The sequence below is a fragment of the Streptomyces sp. NBC_00490 genome (genome assembly GCF_036013645.1).
GTDB classification, from domain to species: Bacteria; Actinomycetota; Actinomycetes; order Streptomycetales; family Streptomycetaceae; genus Streptomyces; species Streptomyces canus_F.
The window spans coordinates 10,353,320-10,372,971 of record NZ_CP107869.1 but is presented as its reverse complement, the minus strand read 5'-3'; the positions used below and the strand labels follow the sequence as shown (position 1 = coordinate 10,372,971).

10 protein-coding genes and 5 pseudogenes are annotated in these 19,652 nt (G+C 66.2%); 9 read left to right on the top strand and 6 right to left on the bottom strand.

Features of this window, described 5'->3' with window-relative positions; genetic code table 11:
• The first annotated feature begins 136 nt into the window (after positions 1-136).
• Together OG381_RS47470 and OG381_RS47465 are read left to right on the top strand one after the other, a co-directional pair.
• On the top strand, positions 137-469 hold the full coding sequence (locus OG381_RS47470) for a type II toxin-antitoxin system PemK/MazF family toxin (protein ID WP_144314455.1): 333 nt from the start codon (positions 137-139) through the stop codon (positions 467-469).
• Positions 470-649: 180 nt separating this feature from the next.
• Positions 650-1,458 (top strand): IS5 family transposase gene (locus OG381_RS47465; RefSeq protein ID WP_327722190.1). Its coding sequence is split into 2 segments (ribosomal slippage): positions 650-967 and positions 970-1,458, totalling 807 coding nucleotides; the frame shifts between segments, so codons are not numbered across the junction.
• Positions 1,459-1,598: 140 nt separating this feature from the next.
• On the opposite strand, the gene OG381_RS47460 is transcribed toward OG381_RS47465, so the two are convergent.
• Positions 1,599-1,898 carry a hypothetical protein gene (locus tag OG381_RS47460; RefSeq protein ID WP_327722189.1) on the bottom strand — a complete coding sequence of 100 codons (300 nt, stop codon included), beginning with the start codon at positions 1,896-1,898 and terminating at the stop codon, positions 1,599-1,601.
• A gap of 195 nt (positions 1,899-2,093) precedes the next feature.
• Between OG381_RS47460 and OG381_RS47455 the strand changes: the two are divergent.
• The 3 genes and pseudogenes from OG381_RS47455 to OG381_RS47445 form a co-directional block, all read left to right on the top strand.
• A pseudogene (locus tag OG381_RS47455) lies at positions 2,094-2,205 on the top strand (IS5/IS1182 family transposase); the annotation flags it as partial.
• 176 nt (positions 2,206-2,381) lie between these two features.
• Positions 2,382-2,528, top strand: a pseudogene (locus OG381_RS47450) (transposase); the annotation flags it as partial.
• 162 nt (positions 2,529-2,690) lie between these two features.
• Positions 2,691-3,341, top strand: a complete 651-nt coding sequence (locus OG381_RS47445) for an HAD family hydrolase (RefSeq protein WP_327722188.1) — start codon at positions 2,691-2,693, stop codon at positions 3,339-3,341.
• A 575-nt stretch (positions 3,342-3,916) separates the two neighbouring features.
• On the opposite strand, the gene OG381_RS47440 is transcribed toward OG381_RS47445, so the two are convergent.
• Positions 3,917-5,161 (bottom strand): IS256 family transposase, encoded by a 1,245-nt coding sequence (locus OG381_RS47440; RefSeq protein WP_327721961.1) that lies wholly within the window; start codon positions 5,159-5,161, stop codon positions 3,917-3,919.
• Positions 5,162-6,279: 1,118 nt separating this feature from the next.
• Here OG381_RS47440 and OG381_RS47430 point away from each other — a divergent pair.
• Positions 6,280-10,092, top strand: a complete 3,813-nt coding sequence (locus tag OG381_RS47430) for a hypothetical protein (RefSeq protein ID WP_327722187.1) — start codon at positions 6,280-6,282, stop codon at positions 10,090-10,092.
• 169 nt (positions 10,093-10,261) lie between these two features.
• On the opposite strand, the pseudogene OG381_RS47425 reads toward OG381_RS47430, so the two are convergent.
• Both OG381_RS47425 and OG381_RS49815 read right to left on the bottom strand, forming a co-directional pair.
• Positions 10,262-10,561 (bottom strand): annotated as a pseudogene (locus OG381_RS47425) (hypothetical protein); the annotation flags it as partial.
• Between the two features lie 85 nt (positions 10,562-10,646).
• A pseudogene (locus tag OG381_RS49815) lies at positions 10,647-11,162 on the bottom strand (hypothetical protein); the annotation flags it as partial.
• Between the two features lie 97 nt (positions 11,163-11,259).
• Between OG381_RS49815 and OG381_RS47420 the strand changes: the two are divergent.
• Both OG381_RS47420 and OG381_RS47415 read left to right on the top strand, forming a co-directional pair.
• Positions 11,260-11,730, top strand: coding sequence for a hypothetical protein (locus OG381_RS47420; protein WP_327722186.1), 471 nt, complete (start codon positions 11,260-11,262; stop codon positions 11,728-11,730).
• A 577-nt stretch (positions 11,731-12,307) separates the two neighbouring features.
• The gene (locus OG381_RS47415) at positions 12,308-13,912 is read left to right on the top strand and encodes a hypothetical protein (RefSeq protein ID WP_327722185.1); all 1,605 of its coding nucleotides are present in this window, start codon (positions 12,308-12,310) and stop codon (positions 13,910-13,912) included.
• Positions 13,913-14,420: 508 nt separating this feature from the next.
• Here OG381_RS47415 and OG381_RS47410 read toward each other — a convergent pair.
• A pseudogene (locus tag OG381_RS47410) lies at positions 14,421-15,237 on the bottom strand (IS5 family transposase).
• Positions 15,238-15,410: 173 nt separating this feature from the next.
• Between OG381_RS47410 and OG381_RS47405 the strand changes: the two are divergent.
• Positions 15,411-15,986: a hypothetical protein gene (locus tag OG381_RS47405; RefSeq protein WP_327722184.1), complete on the top strand. Its 576-nt coding sequence runs from the start codon at positions 15,411-15,413 to the stop codon at positions 15,984-15,986.
• Positions 15,987-16,318: 332 nt separating this feature from the next.
• On the opposite strand, the gene OG381_RS47400 is transcribed toward OG381_RS47405, so the two are convergent.
• Positions 16,319-19,651: an SAV_2336 N-terminal domain-related protein gene (locus OG381_RS47400; protein ID WP_327722183.1), complete on the bottom strand. Its 3,333-nt coding sequence runs from the start codon at positions 19,649-19,651 to the stop codon at positions 16,319-16,321.
• Between the last annotated feature and the right edge of the window lies 1 nt (position 19,652).

The window sequence follows — 19,652 nt, the reverse complement described above, 5'->3', positions numbered from 1 at the left end:
ACACAACTCACGATGATCAACGGTGGCCGCAGCCGTCTTATCGTCGGCCCTGACCAGCCAACATTACGATCTGTGCCTGGAGTAGGCGGCGGTCGAAGGGGCGACGCAGGCGCACCGTCCCGTATCAGGAGGACATATGCGACGTGGCGAAGTCTGGTGGGCAGATTTCAACGAGCAGCGGGCAGTCGTACTGCTGTCGGGAGAAGAGGCGTCCGGTTTCTTGGCGATGCAGGTCGTCGCTCCCGCGGGCACCGATCTCAGCGGCGTGGCCGTTGAGGTGGCAGTAGGTGCCCCCGAAGGACTGCCTCTCGAAGGCGTCCTGAGAGTCGCACTTCCACGTCCCGACCTCATCCCTTGCACTTGGCTGGTCACCCTGGCCAGGGAAGACCTGACCGGGCAGGCGGGCGTCCTGCCGTCCGCGAAGCTCAGCGAGATCGAGGATGCCCTTCGTCTCGGTGGACTCAAGTAGGCAGAGAGGGATGGACGCCGCCGATGGCGCGGCCGGTCTCGTCGAGATGGTCAATGGTGGCCGCGCCATATCAGCGGCGCCCCCACTGACAAGATCACGATCTACGAGCTCATAACACGATCTTGTTGAGATGCGCTGGTTGGGCGTGACCGGTCTGATGATTCGGCCGTTCGTCATGCTGTGAGTACTCGACCGTGGATCGTGGACGATGACTTGTGGGCGCTGATCGAACCGCTGTTGCCGCCCTGGCCCGAGCGGTCGCCGGGTCCGCGTCCGGTGGCAGATCGGCTCTGTCTCCAGAGTATCCTCTACGTCCTCTATAACGACATAGCCTGGCAACTCCTGCCGCTGGAGCTGGGGTTCGGCTCCGGACAGACCTGCTGGCGCCGCCTGGAGCGGTGGCAGCAAGCAGGAGTCTTCGACCAACTGCACCGCATCCTGCTCGCCGAGCTGCACGCGGCCGGCCAACTCGACTGGTCACGGGCCTGCGTGGACGGCTCCCATGTCCGCGCGAAAAAGGGGGTGCCGACACCGGTCCGTCGCCGGTCGACCGGCGCAAGACGGGCAGCAAACACCACCTGATCTGCGACGGACGCGGAACTCCGCTCAAGGTGATCACTACCGCGGCCAACGTGAACGACGTCACCCAGACCCTCGCCCTGGTCGACGGCATTCCACCCGTCGCCGGCCGCCCCGGCCGTCCTCGCAGGCGCCCAGAGGCCCTGCTCGGAGACAAGGGCTACGACTCCAATCCGAACCGCGAAGAGCTCCGCAAGCGGCGGATCCTGCCTGTCATCTCCCGCAAGGGCGCCCCGAACATCCAGGGCATGGGCAAGCTCCGTTACGTCGTCGAGCAGACCTTCGCCCTGCTCCACCACTTCAAACGACTCGCCGTCCGATGGGAACGCCGCACCGAACTCCACGACGCTTTCGTCGCTCTGGCCTGCAGTCTGATCTGCTGGCGACGCCTCAAAAGGACCCGCTCATGATCGTGTTACGAGCTCTTAGGGTTTTCAGGGTGGCCCCGGACGGGTGACGACGGGACCGTAGGCAACGGTCAGGGCTCCCGTGCCGCTGAGAGAGATGTCTAGAGGGGCTGTCCCGAAAATCGCTGTGCGAGAAGATGCCGCTACGGTCGGCTTTCCATGCCGTGAGCCGGTAAAAGCCCTACCAGTGCGTCTACGGCCTCGACGGCGTTCGGAGTGGCGAGTACGAGTACGGGGTCGGGCTCCCGGAGCAGGAAGCCGCTCCAGACACGGAAGGCGGGTCGGCCCTCCGTCCCGCCCGCGTCGAAGGAGATGGACCCTGCCAGCTCGTTCACGTCTTGTGTGCCAGGCATCCACAACGCCGGGCTGTCCACGAACCGAAGGTAGTTGTGGCTGGTGAACGGATACCACTGGCTCAACGCGCTCGCCCTGGCGGCCAGCACCAACTCCTCTGCGACGGGGGGGAACCCACGAGTCTGTTCCTCGCACCGTAGCGTCGTCGGACCGCGCGCATTCCTCCATCCAGTCCCAGGCATCAGCCAGCGACTGACCACGGGGCATTCGTCTCCATCCATCAAGTCTGGCTCAATGTGCGCGCGGTCACGTTGGTTGTGATGAGATGATCTTGGTGTGGTGGTGTGATCACGGCGTCGGAGCCCTCCTGGATAGCCCCGTTCACCGGGCTGAGCCCTCGCTGCTTCAGTAAGTTGATGAGCGTGGTACGCCGCGAAGTCGCGGACGAGCCGCGGCGTGGCTGGCCGCACGCGCAGCCGGACGGGCGCTGCTTGGCCATCCGTTTCTGGGTTGGGCACCTGGTTCCATGAAGGCAAGGACACACAGCAGCAGACTTCGCGCGAGGACCGCCAACCCCGAACGACTCGTGCCGGCCTGCCCGCCGAGGGGCTCCTTGTCCGCGTGGCTAGTTCCTGCCGGTCAACAACAGACGTTGCGGCAGATGGCGGGATCATCGGCAGGTGATCGACGGGAATCTACACCGGGTTCGGACCGATGTTCACTGGCGTGACCTGCCCGAACGGCTCGGGCCGTGGAAGACCGTCTACGAACGCCGTGCCCACAAAACCCGGCCGCGTTTTCCTCCGAGGGGCGACCGAGATCCTGTGGATCGCCGAGACAATCCCCGCAGGAGACCGGGGCGCCGCACCTCGTCGACGGCCTCAATCTGCGTGGTGAAGCCGACCTGCTTTAGCCGTACTGGACATGATCTACTGCCTGGCATGCCGCTGCTGATGCTCGACCTCGACAACACCCTGGTCGACCGTGATGCCGCCTTCCGGGACGCGATGACAACGTTCCTGGCCTCGCACGCACTCCCGGAAGACGACCTCGCATGGCTGATGTCCATTGACGCCAGCGGCTACGCACCCAGACAGGACGTCGCCCGGGCCATGACCAACCGCTACAGCAAGGCCCTTCCCGAGAGTGCCATCCGGACCCTTCTCGACCGGGGCGCCGCCGATCGCGTCGTCCTGCCCGAGGCCACCCGCGACGCGCTCGGCAAAGCGATCGCCGATGGATGGACGTGCGCGATTGTCACCAACGGGCGCGTTGCACAGCAGGAGGCGAAGATCCGCAACACCCGGCTCGACAGGATCGTCCACGGCTGGGTGATCTCCGAGGCGATCGGACACAAGAAACCCGCACCAGAGATCTTCCACGCGGCAGCGGCAGTCGTCGGGGCGTCCCTCCACGGGGCCTGGATGATCGGCGACTCGCCGCACGCGGACATCGGCGGCGCGAGGGGACTCAACACCCCAAGCGTGTGGGTGTCAGGCGGCCGGCCCTGGACCGAAGCGGCGTACCAGCCCACCCACGTCGCTGACGACGCCGCAACCGCCATCGATTACATCCTCAGCACCTCAAGATGACCACACCGACCCAGACGCCACCTCACTCAACGTCACACCCGCCGGCATCAACCAGCCCTCGACTGCTCACCGAACGCCGACAGCACCCACTCCCCACACGGCGCACCACCACCAACACCGCAAGCCGCAGGTCCGGCGCTGCTCACGAATCCGCGGAACCTACACCCATCTCCGATCCGCGACTCCGTGAGCAAATCCGCGCGATCATGAGCACGGTCCGAGCAACTCCGCGGCTCGGTGAGCAGCGGATCTCGCGACCAGCGGTGCCGTCATGGCACCAGTCTGCGAAGTCTGCTCCCACCGGGCCCGACTGCTCATGATCAGCGGCGGGCCTGCGGGCAGCAGTGCGCACCGCCTCCGACACCGCAGGCCAGGCGCTGACTCTGCGGAACCCACAGGCACCCAGCCTGTAGCAGTGCTTCGTGAGGTGCCGCTAATAGGGCTGTGCTGCGTCACCCTGCCTTCGCTGCCTCGCCCGACTTCGCGGTCGACAAGGCCGCCGGTACGCCCTGCCGCAACCTCTAGGAGGATCACCGCTGCGGCATCCAGGGGTCATGTCCCGCGGGGTGGTGTAGTCACGGCAGCTGTTTCGATTCCGGTTGCGGGGTGATCTGCGGCTCGGGTGGAGTGGGCTGGGTGGTGAGGAGTTCGGCCATGGAGGCTTCGGAGAGGTAGCGGCGGTCGAAGACCTGCCATTCGTCGTGGAGTTCGGCCAGGACCGCGGCGGCGAGCCGGTCCAGGGCGGCGGGGTTGGGGAAGACCTGGACGACGTCGGCCCGTCGTTTGATCTCCCGGTTCAGCCGTTCCAGCGGGTTGGTCGACCAGATCTTCTTCCAGTGCGTCGGAGGGAAGTCCGCGAACGCCGTGATGTCCGGTGCGGCGTCCAGCAGCATCTTCTTGACCTGCGGGAACTGTCGTCCGAGCATGTCGGCCACCACGTCCAGCTGGGTGCGCACCTGCTCGGCGGTGGTCTGCGCGAAGATGGTGCGTATGGTCGCTGCCACCATCTCGCCCGAGCCCTTTTCGATCACGCTGAAGACGTCCCGGACGAAGTGAACGCGGCACCTTTGCCAGGCCGCACCGAGGAAGACGGTGCGGATCGCGGCCACCAGCCCGCTGTGGCTGTCGGAGATCACCAGCTGGACGTTCTCCAGGCCGCGGGCCCGAAGCGAGCGCAGGAACTTCGTCCAGAACGGCTTCGATTCGCTGTCGCCGACCATCACGCCGAGGATCTCGCGGTGTCCGGTGGCGGAGATGCCGGTGGCGATGACCACGGCCTGCGAGGCGATCCGGTGGTTCACCCGGGCCTTGCAGTAGGTGGCGTCCAGGAAGACGTAGGGGAAGACGGTGTGATCCAGCGGCCGTTCCTTGAACGCGGTCAGCTCCTCGTCGAGTTCGCCGCAGATCCGCGAGACCTCGGACTTGGAGATCCCGGAGTCCGCACCGAGTGCTTTGACCAGGTCATCCACGCTGCGGGTGGAGACGCCGTGCACGTATGCCTCCATCACCACGGCGAACAACGCCCGGTCGATGCGCCGCCGACGTTCCAGCAGCGAGGGGAAGAACGACCCGGTCCGCACCTTCGGGATCTTCAGGTCCAGGTCGCCGGCCTGGGTGGTCAGCAGACGGTCGCGGTGTCCGTTGCGCCAGGTCGTGCGCGACTCGGAGTGCTCACGCGGGGCGGCACCGATCACCTCGGTGGCCTCGGCCTCGATGAGCTCCTGCAGGATGCGCTCGCACACCACCCTGATTGCTTCAACTCCATCTGCCCGACGTAGTGACTCCAGCAGCCGCATCAGCTCAGACTGGGACAAGGCCATCGCGTGCTCCTCCGGTTGAACTGCCCGTTCACCAGGGAGACTTACGCGATGGCCTGCCCTTGTTCAGGGAGCATGCACCGCCAGCGGATGCACGCCCCGGGCAGACACCCGCGCGTTCCGCGGCCAAGCCCGGCTACACCACTTCAAGGGACGCCATCCATCCAGGTTCTGGCAGAAAGGATTCACACCGACTGCATGGTCTACTACTGCTTCGGCGCCGGGCAGCAGGTCACGTTCAGCGGGCGGGAATGGCGCACGAGTTTCCGCGGACGCCCACTGCATGTTCGAGGTGTTCCCTGTGGTCAGGGCAGCTCCACGAACTGCTGTGGTAGGTCATCGAGGCGCTCGCCCGTGGCCCGTCCGATCCGCGCCGAGCTGGACGTGAGCAGTCCACGCCGCCTTTCTGTCGGTGGTGCCAGCCCCCGGGAGCAAGGCGGTCGACACGTCCGTCACCGCGCCGCCCAGACCACAGAACGTGATTGCCCGTCAGCGACGTGGCTGACGGGCAATCACGAGTGGTTCCCTCCGCGCCGAGGGTGGAGCGACGGTCAGTTCTCTTCCCGCCGTCGCCACCACATGACGCCCTTCACGACCAGATCGCCGATCGAATACACGAGCCAGGCGTGCTGCAGCCAGACCCAGGCCATGGCGGCCCCCTTCAGAGTGATTCCGGCGCGGCGTTCGCGCCGTCGTCAGTAGGTTTGGCAGTGCGGGGAATCCGCCCGCCAAGCGCACTGCCGCGGCGCGGGATTGTGGGACGCGGGCGCGGGAAACGGGCGTCGGGGCAGGGCATCGGGCGGGATTCCCGCACCGCGCGGAAGGAGACGAGGAAGCTGACCACCGAGGAGAGTGCGGACGTTGTGTGGGATCCGGGCAAGGTGTCCTGGCAACAGGTGATGGACCACCTCTTACCTAAAGGGAGGAGCCCTGTTGACGGCACACATGCGGGCTGGACGCTCGCCGAGATCGTCGACCGGTCCCGAAGCTCCGGCTCCGAGTTGAGCAGCACGGCCTTGTCCGCCTGGCGGACAACGGAGGGCAGGTACCCCGACCTTGAGAGGCTCCGTCTCCTGCGCGAAGTCATCGGCTGCCGGTGCGCGGGCTTTGACGAGGAGGCCGTGTCCGAAGCCCTGGAGCGCGCCCGGTCGGCGTCCAGGTCCCGGACCAAGACCGGCCGGGCAGTTAGCCGGGCCCTGGTGGCCGGGGATTCGGCGGCACTTGCAGCTCTGCCGACGGAATTGGAGGCCCTCTGGAAGAGTTCGCGGGCTGCGGCGTCCGATGCCGACGTCGTGGGCCTGCACCCTTCGGGTCACGAGTTGCGCCTGTCGGGCGGTTTGTATGTGGAACGGAGTGTGGAGCGGGACGTCCTGTCGGGCCTTGAGTCCGCGGGGTGCAGCGTTCTGGTGGGAGAGGCGGGCTTCGGCAAGACCAGCCTGTTGTGGAGCATGCACCGTCGGCTTCTGGACCGGGGACGGTATCCGCTGTTCCTGCGAGCCAGCGCGCTGCTCTTGGGCATGCGCGCCGGACAGGAGGGAGCTGCCGCTCAGGGCCAGGCCGCTCTGTCTCCCCACTCGGCCATGGCTGCCTTGGAGCAGTGCTTCCACACCGGGCGGCCCTTCGCCCTCCTGATCGACACCGTCGACCTGCTCATGCACAGCGACGACGCCATCGCTTTCGTGGTCGATGCAGTACGCGCAGCCAGTCGGCTGCAGATGCCCACACTGCTGACGTGCCGACCGGTGGAGGCTCAGCGCCTGATGGCTGCCGCGAAGGCGGCGGAGGTGACGATCAAGCGGAGAACGCTCTCCGCCTACAGCGCTCAGGAGTGGCGTGCGGCAGTCGAGAGCTACGCCCGCGCCTATTACGAGGGCTTGCCCGACGCGCCGCCACTGGAAACCGTCGTCAGAAAGGTCACCCACGCAGCCTCTCGCGGCAGAGCGTTGAGAGAAGTGTGCGCCAATCCCTTCGCCCTGCGGCTGCTGTTCGATCTTTACGCCCCCGACGTGCCAGAAGAGGACGTGGACACCCCGTACCTCTACGACATGTTCTGGAGCGACCGGATCGTCCGTGACCTGCGGTCCCGGAACTCCTCGGCGACGCATGGCTCTGTCGACCTTTCACCGCATACGAGAGCCGCCGCGCGCGTCATCCTCGCCTCCGGACAACTCGACGCCAGACGTTCCGACCTGGAGAGCGGTGTCCGGCATCAACTGGCCCGAAGGGCGGGTCCGGACGACGTGGGGCGGGAGGACGTTCACGCTGTCATGGAGATGCTTCGCTCGCGCGGTGTTCTCTCCATCCGCGAACTCACCGGCTACCTGTGGTTCTTCCACCAGACCTTCTTCGAACACGCCGCGGCCCGGGGCGTACTGGCCTGCGGAGGGGCGGCCGTAGACGCGCTGATGGAACGGGTGGCGGGCAACCCGGGGGACCTCTACTTCGGTGAAGTCGCCAGCGAAGTCCTGCTCATGGCCGGCCGAATTTCGGAGACGCGCGGGGCGTCGTACACGCTGGAAAGGGCCGACGCGGCGTTGGCCTCTTGGCTCGCATCCCCCGATTCAGCCCTCCTCGGGCTGGCCCTGCGTGTCTATGCGAAGCTCAAATGCCCCGGGCGCTTGGTGCTTGCTCATGCGCCGGCGGCGTTGAAGGGCGCGAACCCCTCGGTGATCGACCGGTTCCTCCTGCTCCTTCCCTCCGTTACCCACCCGGATCTCGGCAGACCGCTGGCGGACCTGGCCTGTGTGTGGAACATGGAACCGAGCAGCACCAGGATCAGGAAGCATGTCCTGGAGGCGCTCGTCCGTCTTGCCACCGACGACCCGACCGCCGTCGAACGCTTCCTCCGGAAGCACGGTTGCTTCGAATGGCTTAAATCCCTGGAACCGAGCGAATGGCATCACAATGACAAGCTTCCGCTTCGTGTGCTGAGCGCGGTTGCCTCGGCAGACCCTGACGGAATGCTGGAACATGCCCTGTACTTCTGGGAGAAAGCGCTGACCACAGGGCAGCTCAGCCTGCCGACGGAGCTGCTGATCGAGATGTCGACCTGGGGTCTCAGTCCCCGGACCATCCGGACGACTCTCAAGGAGTTCATGTCCGGGCTCGGCGGCCTCCACCCCGACCGGCAGGAGAGCATCGCGTTCGAGCAAGCTCTGTGCCGGCTGTTCCTCTTGAGTCGGCCCCGGGCGGAGGACTCGCTCGCGGAGATCCGCTCGGTCCTCGGACTGCCGCCAGCTCAGCAGGACGACTCCGCCGGACGGGCCGAACCGCCCCCTCTCCCAGGTGTGCTGGTGTGCCGTGCGACGCTGAGAATGCATACCGTTGCCATCATCAAGGGTCTTCCGGTCGATCCCGCGGAACTCCTCGACACCGTCATGTCCGCGCGCGCTCCCTCGCACCAGCTAGCCGTCTGCTACGCGGTCCTCGCGGAGTCGCTGGCCGGCCGGTCCTCCAATTTCCAGCGCGACCTGCAAGGAGCCCCGTCCAGGGTCCCTTCCCCGTCGGCCGCTGAACACCCTCTCACCCTCGAAGCACGGCGTCGCTGCAGGAAAGCTCTCGTCTCCCTGCCTTGCGCGGAGAGCTCTCCCGACGGCGGCAAGAACTCGGCCTGGCTCTGGCGCAAAGCGCTCCAGGAAGCCAAGCCGGCTCCCGACGTTCTACTCAGTTTGCTGCCCACCACACACAACGACCTCGACGACATGGCGAGCTCGCCGTGGCTGAACAGCTTCGGCCTGTGTGTCTTCACAGTTCCTGCGGCCCTCGCCGGCCAGCCGGAAGCAGTCGACGCATTGGACGCGTTCGTCGCCGACCGGGACACCCAACTGCGACTGCAGCAGGACGAGTCCGGGCAAGCGGCGACCAAGAACATCCTAGGAGCCATGCAGTACACGCTCTCCGACCAGCCCGAGGTAATCGAGTATTTGATCGCCTACGCCAAGAACGCGGCGGCGCCGGAAGTGCTCCACCGGACCCTGAAAGGCTCGTCGCAAAACCCTGCCGAACTTTCCCTGCCGGGATTCCAGCCGTACCGGCAGCGCCTCGTGGACTACCGCAAGGAGCTGGTCTCGCACCGGAAGCCTCACATGCGGCAACACGGGTTCATGCTGTGGAAAGTCCTCCTGGAGTTGGCGATCGACACTCTCCCGACGCTGGAGGAAATCCTCGAAGCCTGGACCAACGCCTCAGCCCAGGACCTCCGCAACGCGATTCTCGAACTGGTCGAACTGACCATCCCCAGGCGCACCTGGGATGCGGACGCTCCGGCTTCCCTGCGGGTGATCCTCGACCCCCTCGTCCTGGCGGGCCAAGAAGCACGTCGTCTGCCCCGCCGACGGGCCACCGAGCAGATCATCAATCACGAAGCCACCGCGCGGGTCCTGCTCGCCATGGCCAACGCGCACCTCGGCGCCCTCGACCGACCGGACGAGCTTGTCGCGACCGTGATCTCGCTGGCCGAAGAAGCTGGATACGAGGTGTCGTCCAAACAAGACTGCGGGCGAATCAGCCAGATCATCGAGCCCCTCGGCTTCGCCATGGAACGACTCATCCTCACGGACCCGTCAGCGGCGGCGGAACTGACCGCGAGCACCGTCAAGGCGCTGCACAGGATCCAGCCCAAGGACGTCAAATGGAAGCGCGACATCTCACGGCCCTGGGCCCCCTTTCTGGGCAGACTCTGCCTGGAGCTCACTCCTGCGCAGCAAGAGCGCTGGGTGCGCCGCATGATGTGCGAGCCGGCCTTCTGTGCTCCGGTGGTGTCGGTTGCGGCCCAGCTCCATCCCAAGCCACAGTGGCTCGATGTCATCTTCCTGGAGTCGAAGACCCCCGACGAACTGCGCGAACGCCTCCGGGGAAGCAACTGGCTGCACGGCCGAGCGCAGGGCAGGAAGGGCGGCTGGCAGCAACTGCTGGAATACGAGCCCCTGTACTGAGGCCTCCACCTTGACGTGCCCGACCCCGACAGCCAGTGGGACGTCCGCCACCGCGAGTAAGGCAGGACTGCTAGGCCAGACCTGGACCGTTGCGCTGGGTACCGCGGTGTTTTCGTCGGGTGCACGGCCAGGCTTGCGGGTACGGGATCGCTGGTGTGGGGTGATGGTTCTACATGGTGCGTTCCAGGAGCATGGCCATGCCCTGGCCGTCTGCGGCGACGACGCTGATCAGGGCGGTGTCGAGGTCGTCCTGGCGCAGAGTGGTCAGGGCGGTGGTGGTCAGTCGGGCGCCGGCCGCGCCGTAGGGCTCGCCCAGGGCGATCGAGCCGCCGTGCGGGTTCATCCGCTCGGGGTCCAGGCCCAGTTCGGTGCAGTAGGCCAGGGTCTGGGCGGCGAAGGGCTCGTTGCCGACGACGGTGCCGATGTCCGCCAGGGCCACGCCGGCGCGGGTAGCGGCGACGGGGACGGGGGCCCTCGGTCCGGGAGTGCCGGGCTGACGGCGGTGGCCCGGATGCGAGCGGGATGTGGGCGCGGGCGTAGGTCTCGGACATGACGACGACCGCTGCGGCTCCGTCGGACAGTGGGGCGCTGTTGCCGACGGTGACGCTGCCGTCGGGCCGGAACCGCGGGGGCAGGGCGGCGAGGCTCTGCTGGGTCACTCCGGTGTGCGGGCAGTCGTCGGCTGTGGTGGTGGTGCCGTCCGGGGTCTTGATCGGGACGATGTCGCCGAAGTGGAAGCCCTGGTCGATGGCCTGTTGGGTGAGGTGGTGGGAGCGGGCGGCGTAGGCGTCGATGTCGGTGCGGGTGATGCCGTACAGGTCGGCGGTGTTCTTGGCGGCCAGTCCCACCGGGATGTAAGGGTCAGGGTGGCCGCCCTGTTCGCGCGGGTCGCTCCAGGGCCTCGGGCACGCGGTCCGTGCTGGAACGCAAAGCTCGTCGAAGGCGGCACTCCGCGCTGGGCGCCGCCCACCCTGGACAACTCGTCCCGGCCCCAAATTGGCAGCTATCAGCCGGCCCCCAACGAGTGGCACCCGGCCTTTGTACGTGACCCCGTACAGAGCTCTGCGCATGACCTTGTACGCCGACATCCCAGGCCTTGCTCTGCCCGTATCCGGTGACCAGTTGGGTACTTTGAGCCGTCGACACAGGGGGCAGAGCATGAGATACGTGATCATCGAACAGCAAGCTCACGGCATCTACTGGCACGATCCCAACCCATACCTTGCCGAGTTGCCCCGATTCGCACCGGCCCTCCCGCCCGGGGCGCGCGCTTTTGCCACACACCCTGAGCACTACGATTTCTCGGCCCTGCGGTGTGTGAAAGACCTAAGACCCACCGCGCTGCCCCCGACTGCCAGCGCCGCAGATCAGTTCCAGATCCATTTCACCTGGCCAGCCAGCCAAGACCACGTGCTGACAGTTCACTACTACGGCGTCACCAGCGTCCAGGTGGAAGCCGACGGGGGCGGCGTGCCTGAACTGTCCGACTTCAACACCGTCCGCCTGGACGAACTCCTGCCCCACGAGTCCGGATGCAGCCATGAGCTAAGACTCACGACCGGCAGCATCCGCATCCTCTGCCAGGACCTGGACGCCCAATGGGCACTACCCAGCAGCGACCGAGCCCAGACCGCTTGACCGGCCCATTAGGACTCCACCGACCGCGCGGACCGGGCAAACTACTCCTGTTGGGCACTGCCGTTGCACTACCTGCGGAGTCAGGATCGAGACGATTCTTACCGGCAGGTGAAACTAACGCTGATCTGTCAACGAATACCGAAGGGCGGATGGGTAGAGAATGCAGCGAAATGAGGTAACCGCATCCGGGGACGGCTCAGTCGCGGCAGGCGGCAACATTCAGGGACCAGTATTTACTAACTCCGAGATACACATAGACCTAAATTGTGAACCTATCCTTAGCTCCACACGATGGCCCAAGGTTCATGCTGTTGATGCTCTCAAACTAGGCATCCATAGGACCCGCACGGTAGGAGATCGCTTAACTCTTCCGCCGTACATTCTTCGCGACATAGATAAAGACATCGCGAAGCGAATGAAGCATATTTCAGTCAATGGCGGAATGATCCTTCTCACTGGAGACTCCACCTCGGGAAAAAGTCGAACGGCGTATCATGCAATTCAGCGATGCATGCCGAGTCATACGATATACGCCCCGCCGCACGGAGCTAGAATCGACCAGTTGTGTGATCACCTAATGGATTCTGAGGTGAACCCTCTTGTTCTCTGGCTGGACGATCTGGAGGGGTTCCTTGGGGAGAGAGGGCTAAATACGACGACACTTCAGGTTCTGGAGAGTCTAGGCGTTGCGATCGTAGCGACTATGCGAGATGAGCTTTTTGAGGTCTACGCAAATTCACACCCTCATCCAAGCTCGGAAGCGTCTCGACGCATCGGGAATCGATTGCTCAGGACAGTGGAACCGATCTTCATATCCCGACTATGGAGTGCTAGCGAAATCAAGCGTGCCTCAGATTCTGACGATGAGAGAATCACGGAGGCCATAGCGCATAGCGCTGTGTACGGCATATCCGAGTACCTCGCGGCTGGCCCTGCCCTAATGGAGGACTGGCAGAGAGCGCATCGGGTGCACGGCCATCCACGAGGAGCAGCGCTAGTCCAGGCAGCGGTGGATCTTGCGCGAGCCGGGTTCAGTGAAGCCGTCGACATCAGCGTGCTCGAAGAGGTGCATCACAGGTATCTAAGTAGCCCAACGCTCATAACCGAAAGCTGGGATGATGCTAAGAGATGGGCAACGAAGGTTCGGTTCGGTGTAGCTGGCCTCTTGGTTCGTGGTGAATACGAAGAAACTTGGCGCGCCTTCGATTACCTACCAGACGCTGCCAAGCGAAACGAGCAGGGCGGAGGCGAAATCCCTGATTTCATCTGGCAAGAAGCATTGGAACTATGCCCAGACGAGGACGATCGATGGCTCATCGGAATGCGCGCTTACATGGCCGGGATCAACGAGTACGCCATAGCAGCCTGGGAACCACTCGCTCTAAATGGAAACGGTAGCGCCGCATCAAACCTTGCGATAATCGCGTTAGAGATGGGCGACCGAAAGAGAGCGCGCTACTGGCAATACATGGAAGCCCAAGATGAATTCCACACCAGTAGAATCACCTACAACCCCGAGGTCCCCCTATACGATCCAGAGACAGGATATATCTCCACAGGGGCATACAGGGATGGAAGGAGAGTCGGCTTCCCCCTACATAAGCCCGGCGTAGGAGCGATGCACGGGATCATCGCAGGAGCGGAAGGGGTCGGAAAGAGCAATCACCTCCTACTAATCCTTCTTGGTGCACTACAGAGCCAGAAGTACACACTCTTCCTTATTGATTGGTCCCCGGAGCAGAAGCACTTTGAGGCATTCAAGGGCAATAAGGTGGCCTATCACCTTTCAGGCAATAATTTAAATTCCTCGCTAGCTGCTTTGCGCGGCCTTGTGCGGATCATCGAAATAAGAAAAGAAAAGGGCGGGTACGAGACGCCCCAAAGTGACACTCCCGGCATTTTCTTCGCTATCGAAGAAGCGCACAGATTGCTCAACTCAAGTCGCGAAGCAGCATCGCTATGCCTTCAAATAGCAAAGGAAGGAAAATTCGTTGGAGTGAGTCTATTCCTGACACTCCCTGACGGATCCCTGCGGAGTTTCGGGGGCAACGCCGAACTCCAAACTGTAATAACTGACAGCGAAGTCAACGTTGGGTGCTACATGGGAGGTGAGGGGCTTCAAATGATGAGGGATGCCTCGGCGATGAGGAACAACGAAGATTTCAAAGACCCCTATGAATAGAATCCTCACGCACAGCAACCGCGGAGTTCAGCGCAGGGACTGCCGCTCGTCTACACGGCGCGTCGGCACACCAAGGAACACGTCGGGCATCGCAGAGCCCTAAAGGATATTGGACGTCTTCAGTCGATAGGACCAGGCCCCGTCACAACGGCCGACGAACCGGTAGTTGATCTGCCATCGCAGTCATTGAGGTCTTTCAGCGTTGCCGCTCCAGAGTGAGTACCGCTGAAAGACCTCACTGCTTGCGCAAGCACAGTCCGTGTCCACGGATACGAAAGTGCGAATTTTCTGCACCCGGAATGGGACAATGCAGCAGTGCAGTCGGCGCAGCGGTACCCGACCCCGTAAGCACGTTTCCACTATCAGAGCGAGCCCTGTAGAGCAGAAAATTCGCGCTCTGGGTTTGACCGATCATCACCCGATCGGTCAAACCCAGAGCGCGTGAATTCTACCCCACACCTGAATCCTCGCGACGAATAGTCCGGCTCCATCCTCGGACTTAGAGGTCCTAACAAAGGCGCTGTACATGCCGGTGGGTGATGAGGCAGGTGGCGAGGCCGAGGAAAGCTTCGTGGATGTCGTCGCGTCGTTCCCAGCGGATCCGCAGGCGGCGGAAGCCGTGCAGCCAGGCGATCGTTCTCTCGACGACATAGCGGAAGATGCCCAGGCCGGAGCCGTGTGGTTGGCCTCGTTCGGCGATGACCGGCCGGATGCCGCGGGCCCAGAGCAGGCGGCGGTACTTGTCGTGGTCGTAGCCGCGGTCAGCCAGGAGCGCGTCGGGCCGGTGTCTGGGCCGGCCGACGACGCCGGCCACGGCCGGAACCTTGTCCAGCAGGGGCAGCAACTGCGTGACGTCGTTGCGGTTCCCGCCGGTCAGCGACACCGCGAGCGGGATGCCCTGGCCGTCGGTGAGGACGTGGTGCTTGCTGCCCGGCCGTGCGCGGTCGACCGGGCTGGGCCCGCTTTTGGGCCGCGCCGAGCGGCCCGTACGTGCGAGGAGTCGATCACCGCCCGCGACCAGTCCAGTTTCTTCGCGGCCCGCAGCTTCTTCAGCAGCACGAGGTGCAACTCGTCCCACACACCGGCCTCGTTCCATGCGGCCAGGCGCCGCCAGCACGTCATGCCGGAGCCGAAGCCCAGCTCCTGGGGCAGGTACTCCCACTGAATGCCGGTGTGCAGCACGAACAGGATCCCGCACAACGCCTGCCGGTCCGGGACCCGCGGCCGGCCTCCACCAGCTTCGGACCCGGCTGGGGCAGCAACGGCTCGACCAGCGACCACAGTTCGTCCGAGACAATCCACGGACGCGACTCCCTCTTTCCCACGACAACAGCAACGACCGACCAGACCGACAGTCACATGATCATCGGCTTCTGTTAGGGCTTCTAAGGCCCGCGCGAAGTGGCTCACCGCCTCGGTCCAACACGACGCGGACCACGTCATTGCCGCCGCGTTCGACCAGGCCCAAGCCCGTGATCCCCAGCACCGCCGGTGCTGGGTGGTCCTGGTCGACGGCGCCGAATACCAGCTCGAATTGATCCATGCGGAGGCCGCCCGACGAGGCGTCACCATCCACGTCGTCCTCGACATCGTCCACGTGATCGAGAAACTCTGGGCGGCCTCACGCTGCTTCCACACCGCCACCGATCCGGATGCCGAGACCTGGGTCGGCGCCAAAGCCGCCCGGATCCTGGCCGGCGACACCCTCGGCGCCGTCACCGGCATCCGCGCCCAAGCCGACCGGCTGGGCCTGTCCGCAGATCAACGGGCCGCAGCCGACCGGGCCTGCCGCTACCTGGAGAACAACGCCGCCTATCTCTACTACGACCACGCCCTCGCGGCCGGATGGCCGATCGCCAGCGGCATCGTCGAAGGAGCAGCACGTCACCTCGTGGCCGACCGACTCGATATCACCGGCAGCCGATGGAGCGTTCCCGGCGCCGAAGCCGTCCTGACCCTCCGGGCCCTCATCAGCAACGGCGACTTCCCGCAGTACTGGGCCTTCCACACCCACAGAGAACGCGAACGCCTCTACCCCCAGCCCGACCAGAGCAACTACGAACCCCTGGCCTGACCAGCGATCTCACTCAGGAAGAGCCGCACCCATGGCAGATCGCCCAAGCACTCACCGGCAAAGAAATCACCGGCATCCTCAGCTGACCAACCCCCAGCCCAAACCACGCCGAAGCCCCCCTGCCACAAAGAGATTCAACGCCAGTCCTCCACCCCGACCAGGGCCCTCACCGCCCCGACCACAGAACCGCATTCGACGCCTCCGTGAAGGACCTGGAGGAGGAGCGCGAGACGGTCCGCACCCTCGGCCCCATCTCACTTCCGTTCTCGTCCGACGTTCCGCCGGGATCCCCGGCCGCCGAAGCAGTGGCCGGGTATTCCCACATTCGCGGGTCAGGGCGTGACGACCAGTTCCGCCAGATCCAGGAAGGCGTTGGTCGTCGCCACCCGCAGCTGGTCCACCTCCCAGCGGGGCGTGCGCAGCGCGCTGTCGAAGGGGACGTGCACGATCCGGTCCGACCGAATACCCAGTCGCGGGGCGAAGCTGCCGCGCGGTCGCGGAGGGTACGAACCGTCGATCTGACCGGCCACCAGGATCGCTGTGTCGGCCAGCTCTCGGCGTCCTTCCTCCCGCATTCCGTCGAGCAGGCGCAGCGCCGCGTCGAGGAACCAATCGGTGGTGCCACAGCACAGGATCAACTGGTCCGTGTGGTCCAGCACCACGTCGCCTGACCGGTCCAGACGCTGGGGCGACCAGTCGGTCAGCACCAACGGGTAGTACGGCGCCGTGTGTTCCAGCACGCGCGCGTACTCCTGGGCGTGCAGGGGGTTCGGGCCGTAGCGGCCCGCGCGGTGGGCGACCACCTCAAGACCGGACGGGAGCTTCGTGGCGAGAGCGCTCACCGAGGCGTACGACGGGTTCGGTGGCAGGTCGGCGAGATCCCGCACGGTGGCCGGGTTACGGTCAGTGAGTAACTCGTCGAGCGCCCCCTCCGAGGCGGCACCATCGAGGGCCAGCACCGGTTCGCCGCGCACCACGGCCAGCAGGGAGCCCAGCGCGACCGTCGTCGTGGCCCGCCCGCTGTAGTGGTAAGCGCCGACCAAGGTCAGCCGTCTGCTGTACCTCAGCGGGACGCGTAGCCGCTCCAGCCGGGCCTCGCCCTCCCGGCGGCCCGCGCCGAAACGGGGCAGCCGCAGCGAGGGTGGTTCGGGGGAAAGTGGTCCGGAGCGTCGGGGCGGGGTGAGGTGAACCCGGGCCGCCGCGCGCACACCGCCGTCGACGCCTGCGCCGCTCCGTGGGCCGGTCAGTCGGTTCTGGGCGATGTACCGGGCCAGCAGGTCAGCGACCTCGCTCGCCGTCGGCCGCAGTCCGGGATCGTCGTCGAGACAGCGCAGCACCAGCTTCCGCAGCGGCTCCCAGGTGGTGCCTTGCCACAGGTGCATGCCCTCGGCCAGGCCCGCCAGGCGCAACCCCGCCTTGGTGCTGACGAGCTGGAGCAGCCCGCCTAGCGAACGGACGTTGTCCGCGGCCGTCGGGACCGGTCCGGAGCCCAGGTGACGTCCGTCGACGACACAGTCCGAGAGGCCGCCGAGGACGACGGTGCGGCGCAGCACGTACACGTCGTCGGCGTTGAGGTCCGCGAGGACCAGTCCCGAGGCGTGGCACAGAGCGAGCGCGCTGGCCAGGTGGTAGGCGACGAGGAGCCCGCGGAGTGTGTCGAAGGGCGCGGCCCCGGTCGGGATCGCCTCGTTGACGAAGTCGACGAGTTGCGGAGGCCGTGCGCGCGGTGCCTCGGTGTCCGCAATCGGCGCCATCGCCAGCCAGGGTGGCGAGTCGTCGAACCGGGTGGCGAGCAGCGCGGGCACATACGGTCCCTGGAGCCGGGCCAGCGCCTCTGCCTCCACCTCCAGCAACCGGATGTTGGCTGCGGGCAGATCCGGCCGCGGCACCCGCAGCACGGCCGCCGCGCCGTCCGCGGTGACCCCGCGGTAGACCACCGTACGGCGGCCTCGGCGCCGCCCGCGCAGTTCGTACGGACCGAGCCGGACGGGGTCCTGGGCGGTCAGCGGCACCCAGTCGTCCGCGTTCCCGGCGTCCACCGCCTCAGGCCGAGGTCCGGGCAGCGGGGAGACGCGGTCGAAGGACACACCGAACCGGGCGAGCAGCCGTCGCTCGACGCTGGTGAACGGCTTTTGCGAGGCGGGCAGTTGTGCGGAGCCGTCCGGATGGGCCAGCCAGGCGGGGAAGTCGGGGGAGTTTCCGGCGAGTTCCTCAAGGCGGTGTCCGATGAGTCGCCCGGTGCGCAGGAGTTCGGCCTGCGGCACCGCGTCCAAGAGCACTGCCTTGGCCTCCTCCGAGAAGTCGAACACCCGGTGCTTGGCCGGCAGCGGGCCCGGCACGGGTGCCGGATGCGGCCGTACCAGACCGCCGAGGAAGACCTCCGCCAGATGCGAGGGCCGCGCCGCCAGCACCTCGCCCTGCACGAGCCGCATCACCGGCACCGACAGCGGGGACACGGCCGCGAGATGGGCGGCGAGCCGGTAGGCCTCCGGAGTGGCCGCGTCGCGGAAGTGCTGGGTACTGTCCGGATCGAGTGAGGCGGCGACGGCGCCAGCCCGGCCGGGGCGGGTGAGCAGCGGCAACTCCGCGGAGGTACCAGGCGAGGCGAGCAGGTCCGCCCAGGGGCGCAGTGACGCGGCCGTCGGCTCCAGTACCGCCACGGGTACGCCGTCGAACTCGCCCAGCCCCGCCGGGAGCACGGGGTCGGAGATTTCCCAGGACGTGTTGGCGCCGCCGATCCGCCGGGTGGTGACCTGCCAGTGCTCGGCGGCGATGCCGGACGCTTCCCACATCTCCGGCGGCAGGGTGTGCAGCACCGCGACGGGTCCGTGCGCCGCCCGTTCGGTCAGCAGCTCGTGCATCACGCCCGCCCGCCAGGCGGGGCCCATGCCGTCGCTGACGACAAGGACAAGTGTGCGGCCGGAGGGGTCGTTGACGGTGCTGAGCGGCAGCTCGGGGCTGTCGGGCCGGAACGGGCCCGCGTGCAGCCGAGGTCGGCGTCCCGCGCGGGTGTCGAGGCCGAGCACCCTGATCGTAGCGAAGGCGCCCAACCGCTCCAGCAGGAACCGCAGTTCGGCCCCGAGCCGGTGCCACAGCAGCATGGACAGACCGTCGTCGACGAGCAGCACCAGATGCAGCCACCGCTCCCGTGCCGGGCGCAGCACCATGTCGGGCAGCCCGGCCTCGGCGAATCGGGCGGCGGTGCGCTCCTCGTCGATCTCCAGGCGGTGCCGGCTGTCCAGACGGCGCCGGAGAGGCCGCAACGCCCGGCTGACGGCGAGTCCGTCGGCGAGGGCCTTGCTCTCGGGCACCCTGACCGACATGGCCCGGCGGTGTTCCGCGCCGGGCCACCCGGAGCGCGGTTGCGGGGCCGGGGTCTGGCGGGCTGCCGCGTACAGGGTCGGCGGGATGAGGTCGGGCAGTCCCGGGTCGTCGGGATCGGGCGGCGGTGGCTCGGGAGCAGCCGGGTCCGGTGGGGCGACTGGCGTCGGAGCGGGGTGCGGCCGCTCGGCGGACGGTTTCAGGTGCAGCGGCGCGTCCTCGCCCCCGGGCAGCCGGCGCGCCAGCCACAACACGTCGAGGACCTCATCGGCGTCCAGGTCGTGCCCGCAGGCGGCGAGCACCTGCAGCATCTCGCCGAACCGCTCGCGGGCCCCGCCCGGCATG

Excerpts from the sequence above, each read along its gene's own strand:
- OG381_RS47470 (WP_144314455.1), top strand. The coding sequence starts at position 137 with ATGCGACGTGGCGAAGTCTGGTGGGCAGATTTCAACGAGCAGCGGGCA.
- OG381_RS47445 (WP_327722188.1), top strand. The coding sequence starts at position 2,691 with ATGCCGCTGCTGATGCTCGACCTCGACAACACCCTGGTCGACCGTGAT.
- OG381_RS47440 (WP_327721961.1), bottom strand. The coding sequence starts at position 5,161 with ATGGCCTTGTCCCAGTCTGAGCTGATGCGGCTGCTGGAGTCACTACGT.
- OG381_RS47415 (WP_327722185.1), top strand. The coding sequence starts at position 12,308 with ATGGATTCTGAGGTGAACCCTCTTGTTCTCTGGCTGGACGATCTGGAG.
- OG381_RS47400 (WP_327722183.1), bottom strand. The coding sequence starts at position 19,651 with ATGCCGGGCGGGGCCCGCGAGCGGTTCGGCGAGATGCTGCAGGTGCTC.